The organism is Paraburkholderia sp. BL6665CI2N2, from assembly GCF_004366535.1.
Lineage (GTDB): Bacteria > Pseudomonadota > Gammaproteobacteria > Burkholderiales > Burkholderiaceae > Paraburkholderia.
Map to the genome: position 1 here is coordinate 108,098 of NZ_SORC01000003.1, position 19,936 is coordinate 128,033.

Annotated in this window: 16 protein-coding genes; 1 reads left to right on the forward strand and 15 read right to left on the reverse strand. The window is 54.6% G+C overall.

Annotated features, from left to right (window positions below):
- Positions 1–20: 20 nt before the first annotated feature.
- The 6 genes from B0G81_RS41945 to B0G81_RS41970 all read right to left on the reverse strand — a co-directional run bounded on the left by B0G81_RS41945 (position 21) and on the right by B0G81_RS41970 (position 6,855).
- Complete coding sequence (locus tag B0G81_RS41945) at positions 21–1,148, reverse strand: nitronate monooxygenase family protein (RefSeq protein WP_120298587.1); 1,128 nt, start codon at positions 1,146–1,148, stop codon at positions 21–23.
- A gap of 93 nt (positions 1,149–1,241) precedes the next feature.
- Positions 1,242–2,201 carry an amidohydrolase family protein gene (locus B0G81_RS41950; protein ID WP_134143955.1) on the reverse strand — a complete coding sequence of 320 codons (960 nt, stop codon included), beginning with the start codon at positions 2,199–2,201 and terminating at the stop codon, positions 1,242–1,244.
- A 7-nt stretch (positions 2,202–2,208) separates the two neighbouring features.
- The gene (locus B0G81_RS41955) at positions 2,209–2,631 is read right to left on the reverse strand and encodes an OB-fold domain-containing protein (RefSeq protein ID WP_120298585.1); all 423 of its coding nucleotides are present in this window, start codon (positions 2,629–2,631) and stop codon (positions 2,209–2,211) included.
- A gap of 2 nt (positions 2,632–2,633) precedes the next feature.
- On the reverse strand, positions 2,634–3,842 hold the full coding sequence (locus B0G81_RS41960) for a thiolase domain-containing protein (RefSeq protein WP_134143956.1): 1,209 nt from the start codon (positions 3,840–3,842) through the stop codon (positions 2,634–2,636).
- 80 nt (positions 3,843–3,922) lie between these two features.
- Entirely contained in the window at positions 3,923–5,485 is a 1,563-nt protein-coding gene (locus B0G81_RS41965; protein ID WP_120298583.1) for a class I adenylate-forming enzyme family protein, read from the reverse strand.
- A complete protein-coding gene (locus B0G81_RS41970; RefSeq protein WP_120298582.1) occupies positions 5,485–6,855 on the reverse strand; it encodes an MFS transporter in 1,371 nt (456 codons plus the stop codon). Before B0G81_RS41970 ends, B0G81_RS41965 begins: the two co-directional genes overlap by 1 nt.
- A 313-nt stretch (positions 6,856–7,168) precedes the next feature.
- Here B0G81_RS41970 and B0G81_RS41975 point away from each other — a divergent pair, with 313 nt between their 5' ends.
- Positions 7,169–7,840 (forward strand): TetR/AcrR family transcriptional regulator, encoded by a 672-nt coding sequence (locus B0G81_RS41975; RefSeq protein ID WP_120298581.1) that lies wholly within the window; start codon positions 7,169–7,171, stop codon positions 7,838–7,840.
- A 268-nt stretch (positions 7,841–8,108) separates the two neighbouring features.
- Here the strand turns inward: B0G81_RS41975 and B0G81_RS41980 are convergent, their stop codons facing one another.
- The 9 genes from B0G81_RS41980 to B0G81_RS42020 all read right to left on the reverse strand — a co-directional run bounded on the left by B0G81_RS41980 (position 8,109) and on the right by B0G81_RS42020 (position 19,881).
- Complete coding sequence (locus tag B0G81_RS41980; protein WP_120298580.1) at positions 8,109–8,429, reverse strand: 2Fe-2S iron-sulfur cluster-binding protein; 321 nt, start codon at positions 8,427–8,429, stop codon at positions 8,109–8,111.
- 17 nt (positions 8,430–8,446) lie between these two features.
- Positions 8,447–9,697 (reverse strand): FAD/NAD(P)-binding oxidoreductase, encoded by a 1,251-nt coding sequence (locus B0G81_RS41985; protein WP_243856922.1) that lies wholly within the window; start codon positions 9,695–9,697, stop codon positions 8,447–8,449.
- A 123-nt stretch (positions 9,698–9,820) separates the two neighbouring features.
- Entirely contained in the window at positions 9,821–11,158 is a 1,338-nt protein-coding gene (locus B0G81_RS41990) for an aspartate aminotransferase family protein (RefSeq protein WP_120298578.1), read from the reverse strand.
- A gap of 295 nt (positions 11,159–11,453) precedes the next feature.
- A complete protein-coding gene (locus B0G81_RS41995) occupies positions 11,454–11,765 on the reverse strand; it encodes a high-potential iron-sulfur protein (protein WP_120298577.1) in 312 nt (103 codons plus the stop codon).
- Between the two features lie 49 nt (positions 11,766–11,814).
- A complete protein-coding gene (locus tag B0G81_RS42000; protein WP_134143957.1) occupies positions 11,815–13,242 on the reverse strand; it encodes an aldehyde dehydrogenase family protein in 1,428 nt (475 codons plus the stop codon).
- 38 nt (positions 13,243–13,280) lie between these two features.
- Entirely contained in the window at positions 13,281–14,606 is a 1,326-nt protein-coding gene (gene gabT, locus B0G81_RS42005) for a 4-aminobutyrate--2-oxoglutarate transaminase (protein ID WP_166679212.1), read from the reverse strand.
- Between the two features lie 188 nt (positions 14,607–14,794).
- Positions 14,795–16,891: a PQQ-binding-like beta-propeller repeat protein gene (locus tag B0G81_RS42010; protein ID WP_134143958.1), complete on the reverse strand. Its 2,097-nt coding sequence runs from the start codon at positions 16,889–16,891 to the stop codon at positions 14,795–14,797.
- Positions 16,892–17,070: 179 nt separating this feature from the next.
- Complete coding sequence (locus tag B0G81_RS42015; protein WP_208328655.1) at positions 17,071–18,585, reverse strand: APC family permease; 1,515 nt, start codon at positions 18,583–18,585, stop codon at positions 17,071–17,073.
- A gap of 84 nt (positions 18,586–18,669) precedes the next feature.
- The gene (locus B0G81_RS42020; protein WP_134143959.1) at positions 18,670–19,881 is read right to left on the reverse strand and encodes a hypothetical protein; all 1,212 of its coding nucleotides are present in this window, start codon (positions 19,879–19,881) and stop codon (positions 18,670–18,672) included.
- Positions 19,882–19,936 lie beyond the last annotated feature (55 nt).

The following is a 19,936-nucleotide window of genomic DNA, read 5'->3' on the forward strand; positions in this document are numbered from 1 at the left end:
CTACGGTGAACCTAGAATCTTCACTCCCAGATCATAAGAGGGCGGAACCGTTCGGTACTCGCGTAATACTCTTCAATAAGGCGATAGATGACGTCGCGGGTGCGTTCGATTGTGTTCAAGCGACCAACGATTTGACCGACCGGATTGATCGTCACGGCCTTCGCCTTATCGGGGTACGCCCGCGCACGTCCAGTTGCCTCGGCTGCGACAATGTCTTGAAGCGGCAGTGGGAGCGTCTTCGGCGCACTCGGCGCCTCCCATGCCTTGGTCCACTCGTTCTTCAACATCCGGCAAGGCTTACCCGTGAGCGACTTGGAGCGCGTGGTATCGCGGCTGCGGGCCTCTATTAACAGCTCTCGTTGTTGGTCCGTGAGATCTGATTCAACGGTCGTGAGCCATAGCGATCCGGTCCAGACCCCTTGGGCCCCCAGCATTAGCGCTGCTGCGATCTGAGCGCCACTGCCTACTCCGCCCGCCCCGAGAACCGGCACCGGCGCAACAGCTTCGACGACCTCGGGCCAGAGCACCATCGAGCCGATCTCGCCGGTGTGTCCTCCGCCCTCGGTGCCCTGGGCGATAATGATGTCTACTCCCGCCGCTGCGTGGCGCTTCGCTTGTGACACCTCCCCGCACAGGCCCGCAAGCAATCGCCCGCTTTCCTTGATCATTGCCGTCACGTCGGCCGGCGGTGCGCCCAGAGCGTTGGCCACGAGACGAACCAGGGGATGCTTCAGAGCGATTTCGACGTGGCGACGCGCCGTTGCGGCGGTCGATCGAATGAGGTAATCCCCTTCGTGCTCGATACCAGCCGGCAACTCGGGAACGCCGTTGTCCGCGAGGACCTTTTTTGCATAGGCAATGTTCTCGGGCGGAATCATGGCCTTGAGCTTCGCGTGCAATCGACTCAGATCTGCCTCGTCTGCCCACGGGTCCTTTTCAGGCATGACTACATCTACACCGTACGGCTTTCCGCCAATGCGTTCGTCGATCCACTCAAGCTGAACCTCGAGCTCTTCGGGCGTGAAGCCGACACAGCCCAGGACACCGATCGCTCCTGCTTTGCTCGCCTCTACGACGACGTCACGGCAATGACTGAAGGCGAAGATCGGTGCATCGATGCCTAGCTGTTTGGCGAGTAATGTTTGCATGTTGACTATTAGCAGTTCGTGATAGCGTTGACTAATCCGCGTCGGACATCCTCTGCAGCAAGGACGTTGCGGCGTTAAAGGGCCTTTTGTCACTCAAAGAGCGACAGCTTGCCATTTAAAGTGAGGCAATTGATCTAGGCCGTTCAAGCCCATGACCTTTTCCATGTCGTTCGGTGAAATGGACGTACCCCCGGCCCGCGCCATGTCAGGCATCCGGTGAAACTTGTCAACGAGTGTCTTGAGAAATCCGGGGCCGCGCACCCGCTTCCCGGAGACGTGATCGGTACCAAAAAGAATGCGTTCCGCGCCGATGACTTGGATAGCTTTCGCCACGCGCTTGGCCAGCGCTATTTCGGCCTCCTGGTTGTGGTCATCCCAGAGGCATACCGATAATTCCAGTGTGGCGGCTTCGGATTTTTCGGCTACGCGAAGCGCGTTTTCAAACTCGCACGGTGCGCCTGCATGACCCAAGACAGCCTTCAACTGAGGAAAAGCTTCGACGACCGGAAGAAAATTGTCCAGGCGAGACCATGACTCGTCGAGCAACGGCAATGGATGGCCGGTGTGGAACAAAATTGGCGCATCGTGAGCGAGGCAAACTTCGTACACAGCAATCGCTTCGGGTGAACCTGGCATCCACCCGCAATTCGGGTACAGCTTTAGACCGTTCACCCGCCTGGAACTCAGCCAAGCGTCGACTTTCTCGGGCGCACCGGGCCGTCTCGGATCGATGCCGCCAAATGCAATGAGACGCCCGGGATAGCGTTCTTGACACGCGATCGCATGAGCCACGACCTCATCGACTGACTTTTCCGAATGGAAGTCTGGGCCCCAATCAATCGGTAATACGACAGCCGCGTCAACTCCGGCCGCGTCCATGTCGGCGATCATGCGAGATCCGTCGGGGTCAATAAGACCGGCTTCGATTTTTCCTCGGATCTGGTCAGTCGTGCGACCCGGTTCAGCGCTCGCCCATTGATTGGCGACGTAATCCCACCATTCGTTTGGCCAATGGCCCTTGTCAAGCAGATGCGTATGGAAGTCAAGTATCATTGCGGCTCTATCCTTCTAGTTTGAACACAGGAATGTTTTGACCACTTTCCGCAGTCGCGAAAAGCAAGCGGACATCAGCGTCAATTTTTAAGCGATCGAGGTCGTCCGCAAGAATGCGCGATATGACCTTCACGCCTTCAGGAAGCGCGATCACCCCGGTTGCGTAGACGCCCCAGCTAGAAAACTGTGGGGAACGGTTGACTTTGACAATACTGAAAGTCCAAACCTTTCCGGTTCCCGCAATCGGAAGATCCTCGACCTCGTCGGACCAACAGTGGCAGCAAAATGCGCGGTAGTGGTATTGAACTCTCCCACATGACTGGCAACGCTGAACCAGGAACTCACTGCGATTGCAAGCGTCCCAAAATGGTTGCGTTTCATTGACAGTCGACGGTAACGGGCCGGTCCACGCTAGCGTGTTGGTAGTCATATTTAGATCTCGAGAATATGGGCCGCAGACCCGCGGCGGGCCAAAAACGCAGCACCCGTAGCGGTGCACATCGCGACCTTCGCGTTCTTGACTTGACGCCCCGTTGCCTCACCTCGCAACTGGCGTACAGCTTCGATGAACATAAAGATTCCACGACGACCAGGATGATTGGAGGACAGACCGCCGCCATCGGGATTTACCGGGAGGGATCCACCATTTAGCTTCATCTCACCGGCTGCGGCGAAGGCGCCGCCCTCCCCAACCGGACAGAACCCGGCGCCTTCGAGGTCGACGATTACGTTGAATGTAAAGGCGTCGTAGATCATCGCCGTATCGATGTCACTCGGGCGGCGTCCCGCCATGGCGTATGCATCGCCGCAGGCGCGCGCCACCATTTCGCGACTCTCGGTCGCCCAGTCGGTGTGGCCTCCTCCGTGCGTCATGAGCGCTTCACCCCAACCCCGGATCCATACCGGCGGCTTGGCGCACTCCGCGAACAGGTCGGGATGAGCGACGATAATTGCGCCCGCGCCGTCGCTGACGATGCAGCAGTCGAGCCTGCGCAGCGGCGTCGCGATAATCGGCGATGCAAGCACGTCGTCGACCGTTATCGAGTCGCGTCGAAGCGCGTTGGGATTGAGTTGCGCGTGCTCGCGCATGGTGACTGCCACATGGGCAAGCTGTTCGCTTGTCAAGCCCGTATCGTGCATATAGCGCTGCGTCAGCATCCCCATGAAAGCAATGACAGTTGTGCCATAAATCTGCTCAAATGCGTCGGGGATCGGCACCATTTCCTGGCCAGTAAGCTGGTTATAAGACACCGTACCCACATTGACCTTGCGTGACTTGGTGGTCGCCCCGTAGGCGATTAGGGCGCACTTAAAAAGGCCTGCGTGAATGCCAAGGACCGCCCGATTCACGTAATAGCCAAGCGACGCACCGCCCACATCGGTTTCATCGATGAACTTGGGTTTGATGTTCAGATAATCAGCTGCCATCGTGGATGCGCACAGTCCGAGCTGGCCACCCTCGGGCGCCGTTGCGGCAACGAACAGCGCGTCGACGTGGGCAGGCGACAAACCAGCGTCATTAACGGCTCCGCGACATGCTTCGGCAAGTAACTGCCATTCACTTTTTTCCGGAGCGAAGCGGGTGGGATGCTCGTATGCGCCGACGATCGCGGCCGCTTGTGCAAGTCTAGGGTCTGCCACTACAAAATCTCCATGGAGTCGTACATATTCGGCCGGGTGACCGCAGCAATGCCGCCTGCAATGCTCTTTGTTAATGCGCGCTAAGCCCGCGGTAATTCAACGTGGACTTGAAGCGCTTGTGCATGCAGTGCAACGGCGATGCGTCGCGCCTCAACCCGATTCTTTTTCCCCGTTGTTCCCGCCGGCATCGCGGTTACTTGGAAAAGGTTCGTGGGAATCTTGAATCGTGCGATGCGATCAGCAAGGAATTCCAGCACCTTCCCGGTATCCAGGCTGTTGTCGTTACGGACGATTACAAGGGCCGCTACGGTCTCCCCTAATACGTTGTCTGGCAGGCCAATGACCACTGCATCGAGGACGTCCGGATGAGCGCAGATCGCCGATTCCACTTCGGCGGGCGATATGTTGACGCCGCCTCGGATGATGATTTCGCTCTGACGGGTGACAAACGTGTAGTATCCGAGCGCGTCGCGCTTAAGGATGTCACCCGAGCGCAGCCAGCCGTCGGCTGTGCGGCGAGAAGCGGTTAATTCAGGCTCGTCGGCATAGGCAAGAAAATCGCCCGGGCCGCGAACCCAAGCCTCGCCGGGCTCGTCTACCGCCACATCCCAACCGTCTGCATCGACTAGCTTGATCTCGATGCCCGGTACACATCGTCCCAAGCTTGTCGGCGGTGCATCAACATCATGTACCGGGTGAATAGCAAGCGCGGGAAAGGACTCAGTCATTGCCCACGCTTCGCAAAGCCGCAAGCCCAGACGCGTTTGCATTTCGGCTACTACGACCTCATTTCGTGGCTCTCCACCAAGGATTGTTTTACGAAGCGCGGAGGTATCGAACGCCTGCTGATTGAGAACTTGAAGCATCATTGCGTACATGCTCATCGTCCCGGCGAAGGCTGTTACTTCTTTGGCTGCAATCAACTCCAGTGCTCGCGTCGGACTAAATTTCGTCTCGAGTACGATGGTTGCCCCGGCGGCGAACGCAGACTGGGAAAGCGAGCACAGCCCAAAGACCCAGCTTAGCGACATGGCTACGAGTAACCGGTCATCACGCTCAAAGTTCCAGGCGTCACGATACGCTTTCGCGCTCCAGGTTTCTGCGCCGTGGGAACGCAGGACCGGCTTTGGCAGCGACGTCGTTCCGGATGTATAGCTAATGAGCAGCGGCTGTTCGGGCGGAAAGTCGATCGGAGGGAACGAGTCAGGCTCGGCCATCAGATCGGATAAATGCGGGTAACCCACCTGGGGAGTGTTGTCGAGGAAAACGATCGCTGGGTTGAGGCTCGTTTCAATCAGCCCGGCTTTCAATGTCTCGAAAAGATCCGAGGTTGTAATGATCAAGGACGGCTTTGCGTTAGATAGCGCGTAAGCCAGCTCCCGGATTTTGAACGAAACATGCACCGGCGCGAGAACGGCGCCAAGTCGTGCGACTGCATGATAGACAATGAGCGACTCGATGGCGTTGTCTGCGAACAGCATTACGCGCTCGCCCACGCCGATGCCGTGGCGCCTCAATCCCAGAGCGAGCATCTCAGACGCTTCAACAAATTGACCATACGTGACCGCGCGGGTGCCCATTTGGACAGCGACACGGCTTGGGTCGACCTTGGCATGATCGATTGCGAGGTTAGCGTGGTTCATTACTCAATACCTGCGGAGATTGTCGTTGAGCGGTTGCCTCGCCTCGCGCTATCGGGACGCGCTGCGGAGCAAAAACCCGCAGCGGCATACGCGACGGCTGCAACAAGACCGAGCGGCGCGAACACCGCCATTGCCTGTCGTAATCCCTCACCGGTACTCGCACCAGCACTGACAAAGAAGTCGGAGCAGTAGCCTATAACCATAGGAGCGAGGATGAGGTTTCCGAAGCTGGTGGCGAGAAGAAACATTGAAACGATCTTGGCGCGAAGAGCGGGCGGTGACATATTGTTGATAAGACTGAATGTCGGCCCGGTATACATGTATAACGTTGGGACGTAGAGCCACAGGCAAAGCACGAAAAGTTCTCGGTTACTGGCTGTGTAGGCGACGATCGATGCCACTGCAGCGCAGGCGATAACGGTGGCAATCGCCCAGATCTGCGTCCTGGCCGGGCGCTGTGAAAGCCAGTGCATAACGAAAGCGACGAATATCGTTGCGGACGCACCACCTATTAAATGCAGCTTGCCTAGCACGGCTCCAGTCTGTGCCCCCGTGAGTCCGTAGGTTCGCACCAGGAATGCGGGTGTCCACCAAAGCAATCCCCAACCCCAAGTACAAATGGTCGCACCGCCGAGGATCACGAAAAGAAGCGCCTTCTCTTTCCTGACGTGAGTAAGCGCGGCCAGCAGACCATTATTGCGGGTACCTGATGGGTCATTGCATGCAATGACTATGTCGTCAGCCGCACCGCGGGTCGGCTCGCGCACGAGGAGCATTGCAATTGCCCCCAGCGGGAGCCCGAAGGCACCGAAGATAACCATGGTGGCCCGCCAGCCATATTGATCGCTAAGCGACCCCGCCAAGGCGGTTCCGAGGCACGAACCACCGCATACGCCTAAAGTGAAAATCGTCATTGCGACGCCTCGACGCGCCACCGGAAAGCGGTCGGCAATGAGCGTGAGAGACGGGGGTGTACAGCCGGCTTCGCCGAGGCCTAAGCCTAAGCGCGTCGCGACAAAAGCAGACATGCCCGTCACCATTCCACCTAAGGCTGTCATTGATGAAAACGTAATCGCACAAATGCCCAGAAGCATGCGACGGCTGTATCGATCGGCGATGACGCCAGCCGGAACGCCCAAGACCATCAGAACGAGGCCGAGGGCGAGATTCAAACTTGCGACGCCTCCATCAGAAAGCCCGAATTCGTGCTTAATGGGCTGGAGCAGCGTTGAGAAAATGAAGCGGTCAGCGACGTTCAAGGTGTAGATCGCAGTTGCCATCGCAAGCGTGATCCAAGCCTGTGCACCGATGCCGGGCGGCGTAGACTGCTCGGATTCAACCCTCTCGCTCGGCGGATTCGACGACGCCATCCAGAACTCCTTCTTGGTAGACTGTTTTTTGACTCTGAAGTCGAATTTATTGCTTCTTGCCTTATTTTGTCAACGAGTCAAAATGTTTTTTGGGGGGGTATTTGTACCTACTCCGCATGCTGTGCAGGACGTTGACGTTGGCCAGTTGCATGATTAGACTGAACAGAAGAATTTTTGACCGTACTCCCGCCCAAGTTCTCACCGTCGCTTTGATCTGCCTAAGTTGGGCGGAGACAGGACAGGGAACCGGTGTTTCTCCCCCCATTACTTCGGGCAAACGTCCTCTCTCGATTGCTCGACCGCACAGCTCCGAATGCCTCGACTCGTTAAAAACACTGCACACCAGACGGCTACAGAGACGTCTGCGCCTCCGGCCTCTAAAAAGGGCAACGTCAGATCGCTGAAGCGGTTGCTCGTGCGCGAGGAAATTATTAAAAGTGCCGCAACTTTGTTTGCCGAACGTGGTGTACGGTCCGTAGCTCTTGACGAAGTCGCCAGCACGCTTGGCTACACAAAGTCGAGTGTGTACTACTACTTCGAGAGTAAGGATGAGTTGTTGTGGGCTGTGTTCAACTATATCTCGGGGCACTTTGTTGGGGGAGCCGAACGCATTGCTGAGTCAGTTCCCGACCCCGCCGATCGCTTGACGAGCTTGATTCGCATGCACGTACGCTTCCTTGCGGAGCACCGTGAGTGGGCCACCGTCTTTTACCGCGACATCCAGGCCTTATCTGAGCAGCGACAAAAAGAGGTCCGCGGCATCATCGTTAAATATGACGCAATTTTCAGGCAGGCAGTATCGGAAGGTGTAACGAATGGGAGCATGCATCCGCTCGCGCCTGACATCGTGGCCAATGCTGTGCTCGGAGCCTGCAACTGGATGGTGAACTGGATCTCACCTAAGCATCAGCAGAATATTGAAAAAATCGCCGACACTTATGTTTCACTTTTTATGAATGGCATTTTTAAACGGCCGCAGGCATAAAGCGGTCGACTCCCTGAGAAGGAGGCCAGGCGCCAGCGCAGGATCGCGCTAGAGCTGATCAGGTCACAAGCGACCATCCGTTTGCCAGACTGCTGCCTCACACACGGGGCATGCCGTATGCCAAGCTACCGCGTTCCCCTGCAAAAATGCGGGCGGCTGCAAGCACAGTTGGACTGATAGTCTGGATGCGCGTTCGAAAAACTTGACTGCGCCGTAGATTGGTGCCGAGGAAGCGCCGAACCGCCATGAACGGATGGCGTACGTTGAATCAGAATTGCGATTCGGGAAGACGAACTACAAGACCGTCGAGTTCGTCTGACATCTGTATCTGACAGCTGAGCCGGCTATTGGGCGCAGGATTTATTAGGCAGTCAAGCATACTTCGCTCGGTTTCGCTTGGCGCGTTCAATTTGTCCGTCCAAGCCTCATCTATATACACATGGCACGTCCCGCAGCTGCTGCACCCCCCGCACTCGGCCAGCACGGCATCTAGCCCCTGACGCACCGCCGCTTGCATGACGCTTGTCCCGGATGTGACGTTAACACGATGGATCGCACCATCGTGGCAGATAAATTCGATTACAGGCACAACTTTCCCCTAACCCGTTACGCTATAAGTAGATCTTGGATAGGTAGAGCTTCGTCGTGAAGCCGCTCCCGATCCGGCGAATGACCGTCCGTCAGCAGGCGGCGCGACAGCATGAACTCTTTAGGACGATTGATCGCATCCACTGCGAGAAATTTGCGTTCCTTGAAATAGAACACGGCAAAGCTCCGGGCCGCCTTCCATTCCCCACGAATCACAATGTGATCATAGCCCTGCGACAGACCTGCGATTTGCAACTTTACGTCATATTGATCCGACCAAAACCAAGGTAGCGCCCTGTAAGGCTCAAGCTTTCCGCAAATTGTTTTGGCTGCCGTTTTGGCTTGATCAGTCGCATTCTGGACCGATTCAAGGCGAATAAATCTTTGATAGATCGGATTGCAATGGCTTGTGCAATCGCCCGCTGCCAAAATGTCGTGATCGCTTGTCCTGGCAAATTCGTCTACTCGAATGCCATCATTAATCTCGAGCCCGGCGTCTTCTGCGAGACTGATTTCCGGTCGCACGCCGATACCAATAATTACCAGATCAGCCTTCAATTGCAATCCGTCACCACACGAAACACTCTCGACCTGAAGGTTGCCGTTGATAGAACTCGCCGTCATCCCGGTCAGAATCTCTACGCCTTCCTCTCGATGGATTCGCGTGTAGAACTCTGAAATTTCTGGCACGGTAACACGTTGCAATACCCTTGAAGAAGCTTCGACTATCGTTACATGCATGCCCAGATTTCGTAGCGATGCCGCCGCTTCCAATCCAATATAGCCACCCCCTATAACGACCGCGCGCTTGCCTCGTCCAGCGAACTCACGGATCTGATCCACATCTTTTATTTCCCGGAGATACAAAACGCCCGGCAAATGAACGCCAGGAAGCGTCAGCTTCCTGGCGGATGCCCCGGTGGTTAGAGCAAGCTTGTCATAAGAAATCCGGGCACCATTGGTCAGTTTAATTGACTTTTCGTTCCGGTCGATTGCGACCACGCGCCTTCCCAAGACCAACTCCACATTCGCCGTGTCGTAAAAATTTGCCGGTCGAATGAGAATTTCGTCGGGATGTTGTGCACCCGCCAGGTAGGCTTTCGAAAGTGGTGGACGATGATACGGTATGACCGCCTCGGCACTAACAAGTGAAATTTTCCCTGCCCACCCTTCCTGCCTAAGACTCGCAGCAAGCTGGGCCGCGCCGTGGCTCCCGCCAATAATTACAACTCGCTCATCGCTCATAACAGTACCCGATTTATGATGCAAGCCAGCGTCCGCTCAACTGGCTCATCACCAAACTCCCAAACATACTCAGGCTTTGGTACGATGCATTCACGGTAGCTGAAACACGGGCCCGAAACGGGCACAGCGCTTCAACCCTAACCTGCATCAAACAGTACCGTCCGGCTTCAGTCGTTTTAAAACACCGCACACCGCTTCGACCGCTCTATCCGCTTCTTCTCTGGTTATCGTCAACGGCGGTGACATGCAGATATTGTTATAATTGCTGATTCGGACAATCACGCCCGTTTCCTCTCGGATAACGTCCGGAATAGTTAATGCGGCCTCGGGGATGGGTTGACGTGATTTCTTGTCCGTGACCAATTCGATCCCGATAGCCATGCCTATTTGCCGCACTTCACCGACACAAGGATTGTCACGCAGCGCGGTGAACTGCTCTGCGAAATATGCCCCCATCTCGTTAGAACGAGCAATCAGGTCTTCATCCTTAATAATCCGAAGATTTTCCAAGGCCACCGCGCACGCAACGGGATGTCCCGAATAGGTATAGCCGAAAGGGATTCCATACCCTTCTCGAACAATATCGGCCACCTCACGGGTCATCAATACCGCACCCAAAGGGATATAACCGCTCGAGATCCCTTTAGCAGTGACCACAATATCCGGTGTAACGCCAAACCTTTCGGACGCAAACCAGGTGCCGGTGCGTCCGAAAGCGGTGACCACTTCATCAAAAATCAGAAGGATTCCGTGTTTTTTCAGCACAGCAGACATTCGGGTCCAGTAATTGGCCGGGGGAATGACCATGCCACCGACACCCATGATTGGCTCGGCGATCATTGCCGCAATGTTTTCAGCCCCGATAGACGCGATAGTCTTCTCAAGTTCCGCGACGCAGAAATCAGTAGGGTCCTGACCATCGAAGTAGTAATTGCGATATGCATTCGGCGCTGTCAGGTAGGCTACGTGCGGCAACCCGGGTCCGGTGCCTTCGCGCATTGCTTCGAAGCCGGTAGCTGTTCCTCCACCGTAAGCGGCACCATGATAGGCGGAGTTCCGTGAAAGAATCCAGGTACGGCTGGGCTGGCCCTTTTGAGCATGATAAAAGCGAGCGGTTTTGATGGCGGCATCGTCGCCTTCGGATCCACCGCTAGTAAAAAAGCTCATCTGTAGCTCGTCAGGTGCAAGCACTGCAAGCACTTCGGCAAGCTCAATTGCACGTTCGTGGGAATAATCCCAGAAGCAAGTAAAGTACTCAAGCTGCTTGATCTGACGCGCAGCTGCTTCGGCGATTTCTTCACGTCCGTGACCGATTTGAGCCAGCCATAGCCCACCCGTTCCATCCAGATATTCCCGCCCCTGCACATCCCAGAGTTTGCAACCCTTGCCGCGCGTAAAAATCGTACGTTCAAGCTTGTCTTTAGGCAAAAATGGATGAATCAGGTGACGATGATCTGTTGCGAGCAAATCTTGCGCGTAGTTCATATGCTACCTCATTCAATATAGATCGTTACTTGACTGAAATTCGGGAAAATTGGGCACCGTGACAATTGAGAAGTTACATTTTTCGAAATTTAATTATATAAACAGCTATGAATTCCAAAAAAATATAAAATTAGCGCGCCTCTTATAGACCAATGGTACACTCGATTTAATAACGAGCTTTATCTATTTATCGAACTTTGTTTTCGAAAAATAAAACCTTAACCAGATCAATTGGCGGATGCCCCCGCGAGCACTTAGTAAAACCGGTGAGGGCCCTCTCCGGCTTGGATCAGCTTCACGCCCTTTTGCTATAGGCGCTGCACCATCCCTTGGCGGCAACCTGCTTGCCGGTAAATACAGAGCATGGTGCGGATGTACTATTCGGTGTGCCCTGAAATAAGCCGCAATTGCCACAAGCTTGACCGACGGCATACCTCGAGTATTTTGTTTTATCAACCTTGGCCGCGTTGGTCTTATAGCCAAGCGCTCCTGCCATGGGGTCGGCTTCCGACACTGAGGCTGCGTCAGCAAAAGCGAACCGCGACATTGCAAGGCCCGAAGCGAAGCCAATGGTCCCGATCAAAAAGGTACGACGAGGTGTTTCCACGCAGATTCTCCACTTACAAAAAATACCATTGGGCAAACGCACTAGGCGCCTAGCCGTTATATGAGGTCTTCACCGTGGTATAGAACTCCGCGGCGTAGCTCCCTTGTTCTCGTGAACCATAACTAGACGCTTTTCTACCTCCAAACGGTACGTGATAATCGACTCCGGCAGTAGGCACATTGACCATCACCATTCCTGCCTGAATCTCGCGCTTGAAATGACTGGCAAGCTTGAGCGAAGTCGTGCAGATACCTGCGGAAAGACCAAATTCAGAATCATTTGCCTTCTGCAAGGCGTCGTCGAAGTCGCGGGCTGCAATCAGACATGCCACCGGGCCAAAAATCTCTTCCCGAGCGACGCGCATTGTGTTGTCTACATCGGTGAGCAATGCCGGCGCCATGAAATAGCCGTTTGTGTCGCGCGTCAAATGCTCACCACCATATGCAAGTGTTGCGCCCTCGTTCTTACCTATGCCGACGTACTTCAGATCTGTCTCAAGTTGGTTAGCGTCGACGACCGGCCCGATGTCGGTGTCGGGAGCCAGCGCGTGTCCGACCTGCAGGCTACCGAGTCGATCGATAAGCGCGTCACGAAATTTTGAGTAGATCCCCTCTGTGACGATAATTCGGCTCGAAGCTGTGCAGCGCTGTCCCGTCGAGTAATAGGAGCCCTGGATGGTGCAATTGAGGGCGGTCTCAAGATCTGCGTCGTCAGTAATAACGAGCGGATTTTTCCCGCCCATTTCCAACTGTAGCTTTGCAAAGCGGGCGCCCGCCGTCGCCATCACTCGTGCACCGGTGATCGTGGAACCAGTAAAGGTGATGGCATCTACCTTGGGACTTTCCAACATAGTCTTGCCGACAACACTGCCTCGGCCGATCAGAAGATTGAACACGCCATCGCCGAACCCAGCCCGGCTAATGATCTCGCTCAGTGCCCACGCGGAAGATGGCACGCCTTCGGCCGGTTTAAAGACAACGCAGTTACCGTACGCCAGAGCAGGGGCAATCTTCCATGCCGGAATGGCAATCGGAAAGTTCCAAGGTGTGATAATGCCGACGACTCCCACTGCCTCACGCGCTATATCTACGGTCACGCCAGGCCGCACCGAGTCCAGATGCTCCCCTCGCTGGCGAACGACTTCTCCGGCAAAGAATTTGAAAATCTGCCCCGCACGTGTGACCTCACCGATTCCTTCCGGCCTTGTTTTTCCCTCTTCACGTGACAGAAGCTCACCAAGCTCATTTCTACGCGCAAGCAGCTCGTTTCCAACCTTATCAAGCGCCTCTGCGCGCGCCTGGATGCCGAGCACTTTCCGGCTTCCGAAGGCCTCGTGCGCACTATCGATTGCCGATTCCGCGAGCGTCTGGTCCGCCTGTGAAAATTCATCGACGACATCCGTCGTATCCGAAGGATTGATGTTCCGATATATATCGGTGCCTTGGCGCCACTCTCCACCAATGAAACTAGTTTTCATGCCAGCACCTTAAAACTCTCTACTTTGCAGTCACTCAATCAGGGACGCTCAGACATCAACACGGACGTTGAAGCCGGAGCTCCGGCAGTTAGCTCAAGCAAAATCCCTTCGATGATGTCGATTCCCTCGTCAACAATTGCGTCGGACACCGTCAATGGCAGCATGATCCGCAGGACATTGCCGTACGAGCCGCACGTCAGCAGAAGCAGGCCGCGATTGAATGCTTCCGCCTTCAACGCATTGGCAAGTTCCGGAGCGGGCTGATTGCTCTTCATGAACTCGATGCCGGTCATGGCACCCAGTCCGCGGACATCGGCAATCTCGGGCACGCGTGAGCGCAGCCCATTGAGCCGTCCGCGCATACGCTCGCCGATAGCTTCACTGCGAGCACAAAGCTGCTCTTCCTTCATCACGTCCAGGACAGCCAGTGCAGCAACACAGGCCATCGGATGGCCCGCATATGTGCTGCCAAGACCACCTGCCGGCACCGAATCCAGAATATCTGCGCGGCCCACAACAGCCGAAATGGTCATACCGCCACCGAGACCCTTGGCCATCGTCGTCAGGTCCGGCACCACGCCGTGATGCTCCATCGCGAACATACGCCCGGTTCGACCCACGCCGGTCTGAATCTCATCGGCAATCAGCACGATTTCGTGCTTGTCGCAAATTTCGCGTAGGCCTTTCAGGAACGCAGCGGGTGCGGGCGTATAGCCGCCTTCGCCCTGTACAGGCTCTACGATGATTGCGGCTACGCGATGCGGATCCACCGTGTACTTGAACAGACGTTCGACACTATGAAGCGCGCATTCCGTCGAGACCCCTTCGAGCTCCGACGGGTAAAGCGCCTGATACACTTCGGCGGCCATCGGGCCAAAGCCGGCCTTGTATGGGGCGACTTTCCCGGTCAGCGCCATCGCCATGAAAGTGCGACCGTGGAACGCGCCGTCGAACGAAATGACAGCGGAACGCTTTGTATGATGGCGTGCGACCTTGATAGCGTTTTCCACGGCTTCCGCACCCGTGGTCATGAAGAACGCCTTCTTCTCGAAATTCCCGGGCGCGAGGGCCGACAGTCGCTCTGCAAGCTCGACGTACGATTCATACGCGACCACCTGGAAGCAGGTATGCGAAAACTTTTCCGCCTGCTGGGCGACAGCCGCCGAGATTTTGGGATGACGGTGGCCCGTGTTCAGAACAGCAATCCCCGCGCAAAAATCGATATAGCGATTACCTTCAACGTCCCAGATTTCACCGTTCCTGGCACGCTCCGCAAAAACGGGGTGAGCATTTCCAATCCCTCTGGGCACTGCTTTCGCTCGTCGTGCCATCAGGGCATTGTTAGTTTGCTCTTTACTCGACATTTTCTAGTCCTAAAAGATATTGATCTTGGCTTAACTTGCAATGTGCTTCCATCACCCTCGATTAACGAAGAAAATCGGACGCCGAACATCTTCTGCCCCCTCCGGTAACGGGGCACTGTTTCAGAAAATTATTCATCGACGCGAGAAGCGCGAACCTAAGGTACGCGCCCCTTCACGTGAAGTATCGTTCAGTTCACAGGATCCGAAGCGCCGCCGTGTCGACGAGCCTGATCTGCCGCATATCCCTTCCATGCCTGGGATTCGATGTAAACCTTCAGATCCGAGAGTTCCTGGGCAGTCATATCCGAGAAGGCTGGCATACCGGCCTGCTTGAAAGCGCCATCAATCACGATCTGGTGCATAGCTGACTCCGTACCGGCCGACATCATGCGAAGATCGGGAATGATGCTGGCACCCGGACCCACTGCGTTTAAGCCGTGGCATGCGGAACAACTATTTTTCGAAAAGACCAGCCCACCGCGGGCTGCCGCAAGCTCATCGGCCGGTTTCGGCAAGCTTGGCTTGGGGAACGCGGCAGGAGATGCAATCGGCAACCTCAAAGCACCGCCCAGCCTGAAGGCAAGCAGGCGCGCCGGACCTTGGCTGCGCAAGGTATTCATCAGGCGGGGAATTCCACGCATGCCCGACGCACCTCCATTGCCGCTGGCGATGATCAGGTATTCCGTACCATCCACCGTCACCACGGTTGGTGCAGCAAGCACGCACCCACCGACATCGTATGTCCAGAGCAACTTCCCTGAATCGGCAGCAAAAGCCTGCACCTTACCGTCGCCCGTCCCCTCAAAAACCAGACCACTCGCGGTAGCCAACACACCACCATTCACCGGCAACGGTCGATCGGCCTTCCACCGCGCTGTTTGAGTTTGCGGATCCCAAGCAATCAACTCGCCATGAGTCTTCATCTTGGCATCAGCCCGGAAACCGTAATAGTAGTCAGCAGCAACACCACCGAAAGAATCCTTACTTGGATACATGGAAACTGGCACGATCGAGGCCGGGATGAAAACGAGATGATTCTTGGGGTCGTAAGCCATCGGCTCCCAGCTATGCGCGCCTACATCACCAGGCAAAGGAATCACATTACCTGTCCTGCCGTCCCAGTAATTCCCTTCATCAGACGGGATCGCCCGGCCGGTCTTCGGATCAAGGCCCTTGGTCCAATTCACTGGCACATAGTTCTTGGCGCTGATGAATTGACCCGTCTTGGCGTCCAGCACATAAAAGAAGCCGTTCTTGGGCGCAGTCATCACCACACGGCGACTACCGCCATCCGCAGAAGGCAAATCAGCCAGCATGATGTGCATGGTCGCAGCCAAGTTCCAACCATCGTGCTGGACCGTTTGGAAATGCCATTTGTACTCCCCGGTCGTTGCATCGACGGCAAGAATCGAGTCAGTAAACAATTCGTCGCCAGCATCCGGCGCACGATCCTTCGGCGACCAAGGAGCAGGACCATCCGTCCCGAAATAAACAGTATTGGATTTGTCGTCGTAAGTAATGGCATCCCAGGGGCTCGTACCACCTTGGGTATATTTCCAATAATTCGTACCCCAAGTTTTGGCCGCCTTCGCCATGATCTCGCTTTCGAACGGCTTAGAAGGATCGCCAGGCTGCGTGTAAAAGCGCCACAGATGCTTGCCGGTTTTTCCATCAAAGGCATCCAGAAAACCTCGGTCAGTCCCCATATCGCCCGACGCATTGCCGATGAACACCTTGCCGCCACCGACACGCGGAGCGCCGGTAATGCCCTGCATCTTTGTCATATCGCAGGACGGAACGGACCACACCAGCTTGTGTGTAGTGCGGCTGACCGCCAAAAGATTGCAGTAGGCACCAACATACAGATTGTCCCCATCCATCGCCAGACCGCGATTGACATGGGAGGCCCAATATGCGGTCCAGCTACTATTTGCCGGATAGGAAGTCTGCGGCGTGAACGTCCAGAGCGACTTCCCGGTTTTCAGATCGTTGGCGTAAATTCGGCCGGGCGGCCCGCTTTGATAGATAACGCCGTCCGCGATCAGCGGCTGACCGACGAGACCATCACCCGCATCCATGTTTACATACCAGGCCAACCCGAGCTTGCCAACATTTCCCTGATCAATTTGAGCTGCGGAGCTATGGAACTGCTGATCATTACCGCCGCCAAGCAAGCGCCAGTCTGCGGCTGCATCGGTCTCGCCCGCTTTCGCCAACATCGACACACCCTGCAGCGTCGCCAAGGCCACGAATGCGACAGCAACCTTCCTTACTCTCATGCCCATAAAACATCCCCAATGTAATGCAGCGATACTAGGCTGCGCACAAACACCAAAACGATATATTTTTTTCCAAGTTCAATTGAAAGCGGCAGAACCGTTGAGGGCGCGCCTCGCAAAATGCCAAATCTCATCAAAATCCGGCGCCGCCGCTGGCAAGCTCAGGCCTTGGCCAGACCCGAAGCTCAATCCGATAATTGATCGGTCCGCTCCTGTCGATTTGCCAAAAACTCAAAAACACGCTCTGCACGCCCAAGATTTTGATATACCTCCGGCATTGCGCAGCGGAAATAGAACGCAACGAGGCTTCCGAGCGCGAATGCCGCAAGCAGGAAATACGTAACCCACTCATATTCCCCTGGTTTTCCGCCGACTACCAGATCAAGATGGATAACTCCGAAAATCGCGGTCAGCGTAAGAAGAATGGCGGATATTCCGGGTGCAATTAATGTCTTGAAGGCATTTTCTTCTTTCGGCATGCCATTTCTGACAAACCACGCGACGGCGGAATAACTCACCATTGCCATCAGCACGACAACACCGAGCCCACCAATACCCGCAGCCATCCCATACGTCTCCGCACTATTGGCATGGGTAAATACGAGCGATCCAATGAGCAGTAACGCAACGAACGCAATCAGATTGGAAGCTGCATGCGGCGAGCGATGTTGGGAGTGCACACTTGAAAAGTATTTCGGAAATGCCCGGTCTGCGGCCAAATTGAAAACATAGCGGGAAAGCACATTGTGGATCGAGATCAACGAAGCGAGCACAGACATGATCACGAACACTTGAGTCACTTGCGCCATGGTCCGACCAGCATAGATGCCGATCGCATGGGCAAACATCGAAGCCGGATCATTTTTCGCGATATCCCATACATGCTGGCCGTAAGCCGACACGAGCGCATAGCACGAAAGTGTATACAAAAGTCCGACCAAAATTACCGCGCCATATGTAGCACGTGGGATAGTCCGATCCGGCTCGACCAGTTCATCCCTGAACAGCGCAGTTGCCTCGAATCCGACAAACAGCAGAATCGCGTACAGCAAAGTGACGCCGACATCTCCCCGAATAAAGGCTGACGGCGTAAATGGTTCGACCGACAGTCCATCCGCGCCCCCGGAGTGAATCACGGCCACATTGAAAATCATCACGATGGCAATTTCTATCATCATAGAAACTGACAGAACCTTGGCAGACAATTCAATGTGCAAATACCCCAACGCACTGACGGCAATCCAACCGAGCAGCGACCATTCCCACCATTCCGCTTGGACTCCGCCCACACTAACAATTGCCGAACTCACGCTAATTCCGAAAAAGACGTAGCCCCCGAGCAAAAGTGCCACATAGGATATAACAGCCAGAAATGCGGCTCCCAATCCGGATACGTTGCCCAAGCCCGAGCTAATGAACGCATAAAAGTCCCCGGGCTTCGGAACGTGCCGCGTCATGGTTACATAGCCCACTGTAAACAAGAGCAGAATTGCGGTTGTCAAACACAAAGCCAGACTTGCACCGGGTCCATCGGCGACAATCGTAAATGGCAGATATCCTGCGACCACGGCCATTGGTGCAGCAAAAGCAAGCACGGTCAACATAAGTGATGTCGTGCCCATGCGGCCGGAAAGTCGCGCTTGTTTACTAGAGTTGCCTACCGCATCCTCGAGAGCCTGACTGTTCGTAACGTTATCCACAAATACTCCGAATTTTATAAGTGGCCCTCGATGAAGTAGATACCCATCAGGCAATTATCTCCAGCAGAACCGCTTAATCAGAATCTAATGGCTTTCACCACCGGCGAGTCCAACATGCTGCACACGTCCGGCAGCTCGTTTATATACAACCATCGCCAACCAGAGACAAATAGGTGAAGTAACAATCGCTATCAAATCAATTTTCAATACACCCGATATATTGGTTTCAGATACCAACTTGGAGACAAGCATTGGACCAATACTCGACGTCAGCATCTGCACACCCGGAAATAAAATTACCGCACGGTTAGTCGGATCTGCTTTGTTGAGAACCTTGATATAAAAAGCAACGAGGAAATATCCGAGGAATCCATAAATCCCTGTCCACATCACAAAACCGATACCATCCACACCAGCAAGAATCGCAACAATCTGAATGATAGAAATGCAAAGACCAATACTCAGCACCAGAATCGCGGGAATTTTTTCGACGAACAATGCCGATAATGCAGCACCGAAAATCTGGCAGACAAGCGAAATGGTTAGCCAATTTTTGGCCACCGATCCAGGAATATTTTTCGCAATTGGATCAGCATAAACCCAAAAAGTCATCATGAAAAATGACCACATCCCCACACTGCAAAGAATCAATACCGACGATAACGCAAGCTTCTCATTTTTTGAAGCGATTAACCTGGCGTCAGTCGAGTCTTTGACAATACTTTCGTCGGGACAAAACCTTAAGAAAATAAGTGCAACAAATGAAAAGAAAGTGAGAAAAAGGAAAATTTCTGAATACCCAAAAAACGGCACTACGACTTTAGGCAAAACCAGCGACCAGACCACTCCCGTGACCATTAAACTTGTCGTGTACACTGCCACTGTCCGCCCCGGAAGTGCCGACTGAGCCAAGTGAATATATGCAATTGACACCAGTACTCCACTAGCTGTGCCATAAAGCAAGCGGCAAATAATCAGCATCCCCGGTGGAAATTTTGTCATGGCATATGCCATCAACAAATGGATGACGAGGCAAATACCTGCCGTCAACCTGAGCTTACGTTGTGGCAAATATCGCCCCGCCAACAAGAGCGCGGCGCCAAAAGCCAGAAATTCTGCTGTAGCAAAATCCCCAATACTCACATCACGTAGCCGGGCAGTATTGGCAATGGCATCCACAAAACTCGGATAAATCGAGTTGCTCATGTAACCCGCCACAAACAACAGACCAGCAGCTAGCGTTCTGCCGATCTCCCGCTTACTTGATGAAGCACTGACCTGGTTGTCAGAAGACATGCTGTTTACCTTGCGTTCATTAGCGGAAATCGATCCGCGACAGCGGCAAATAATT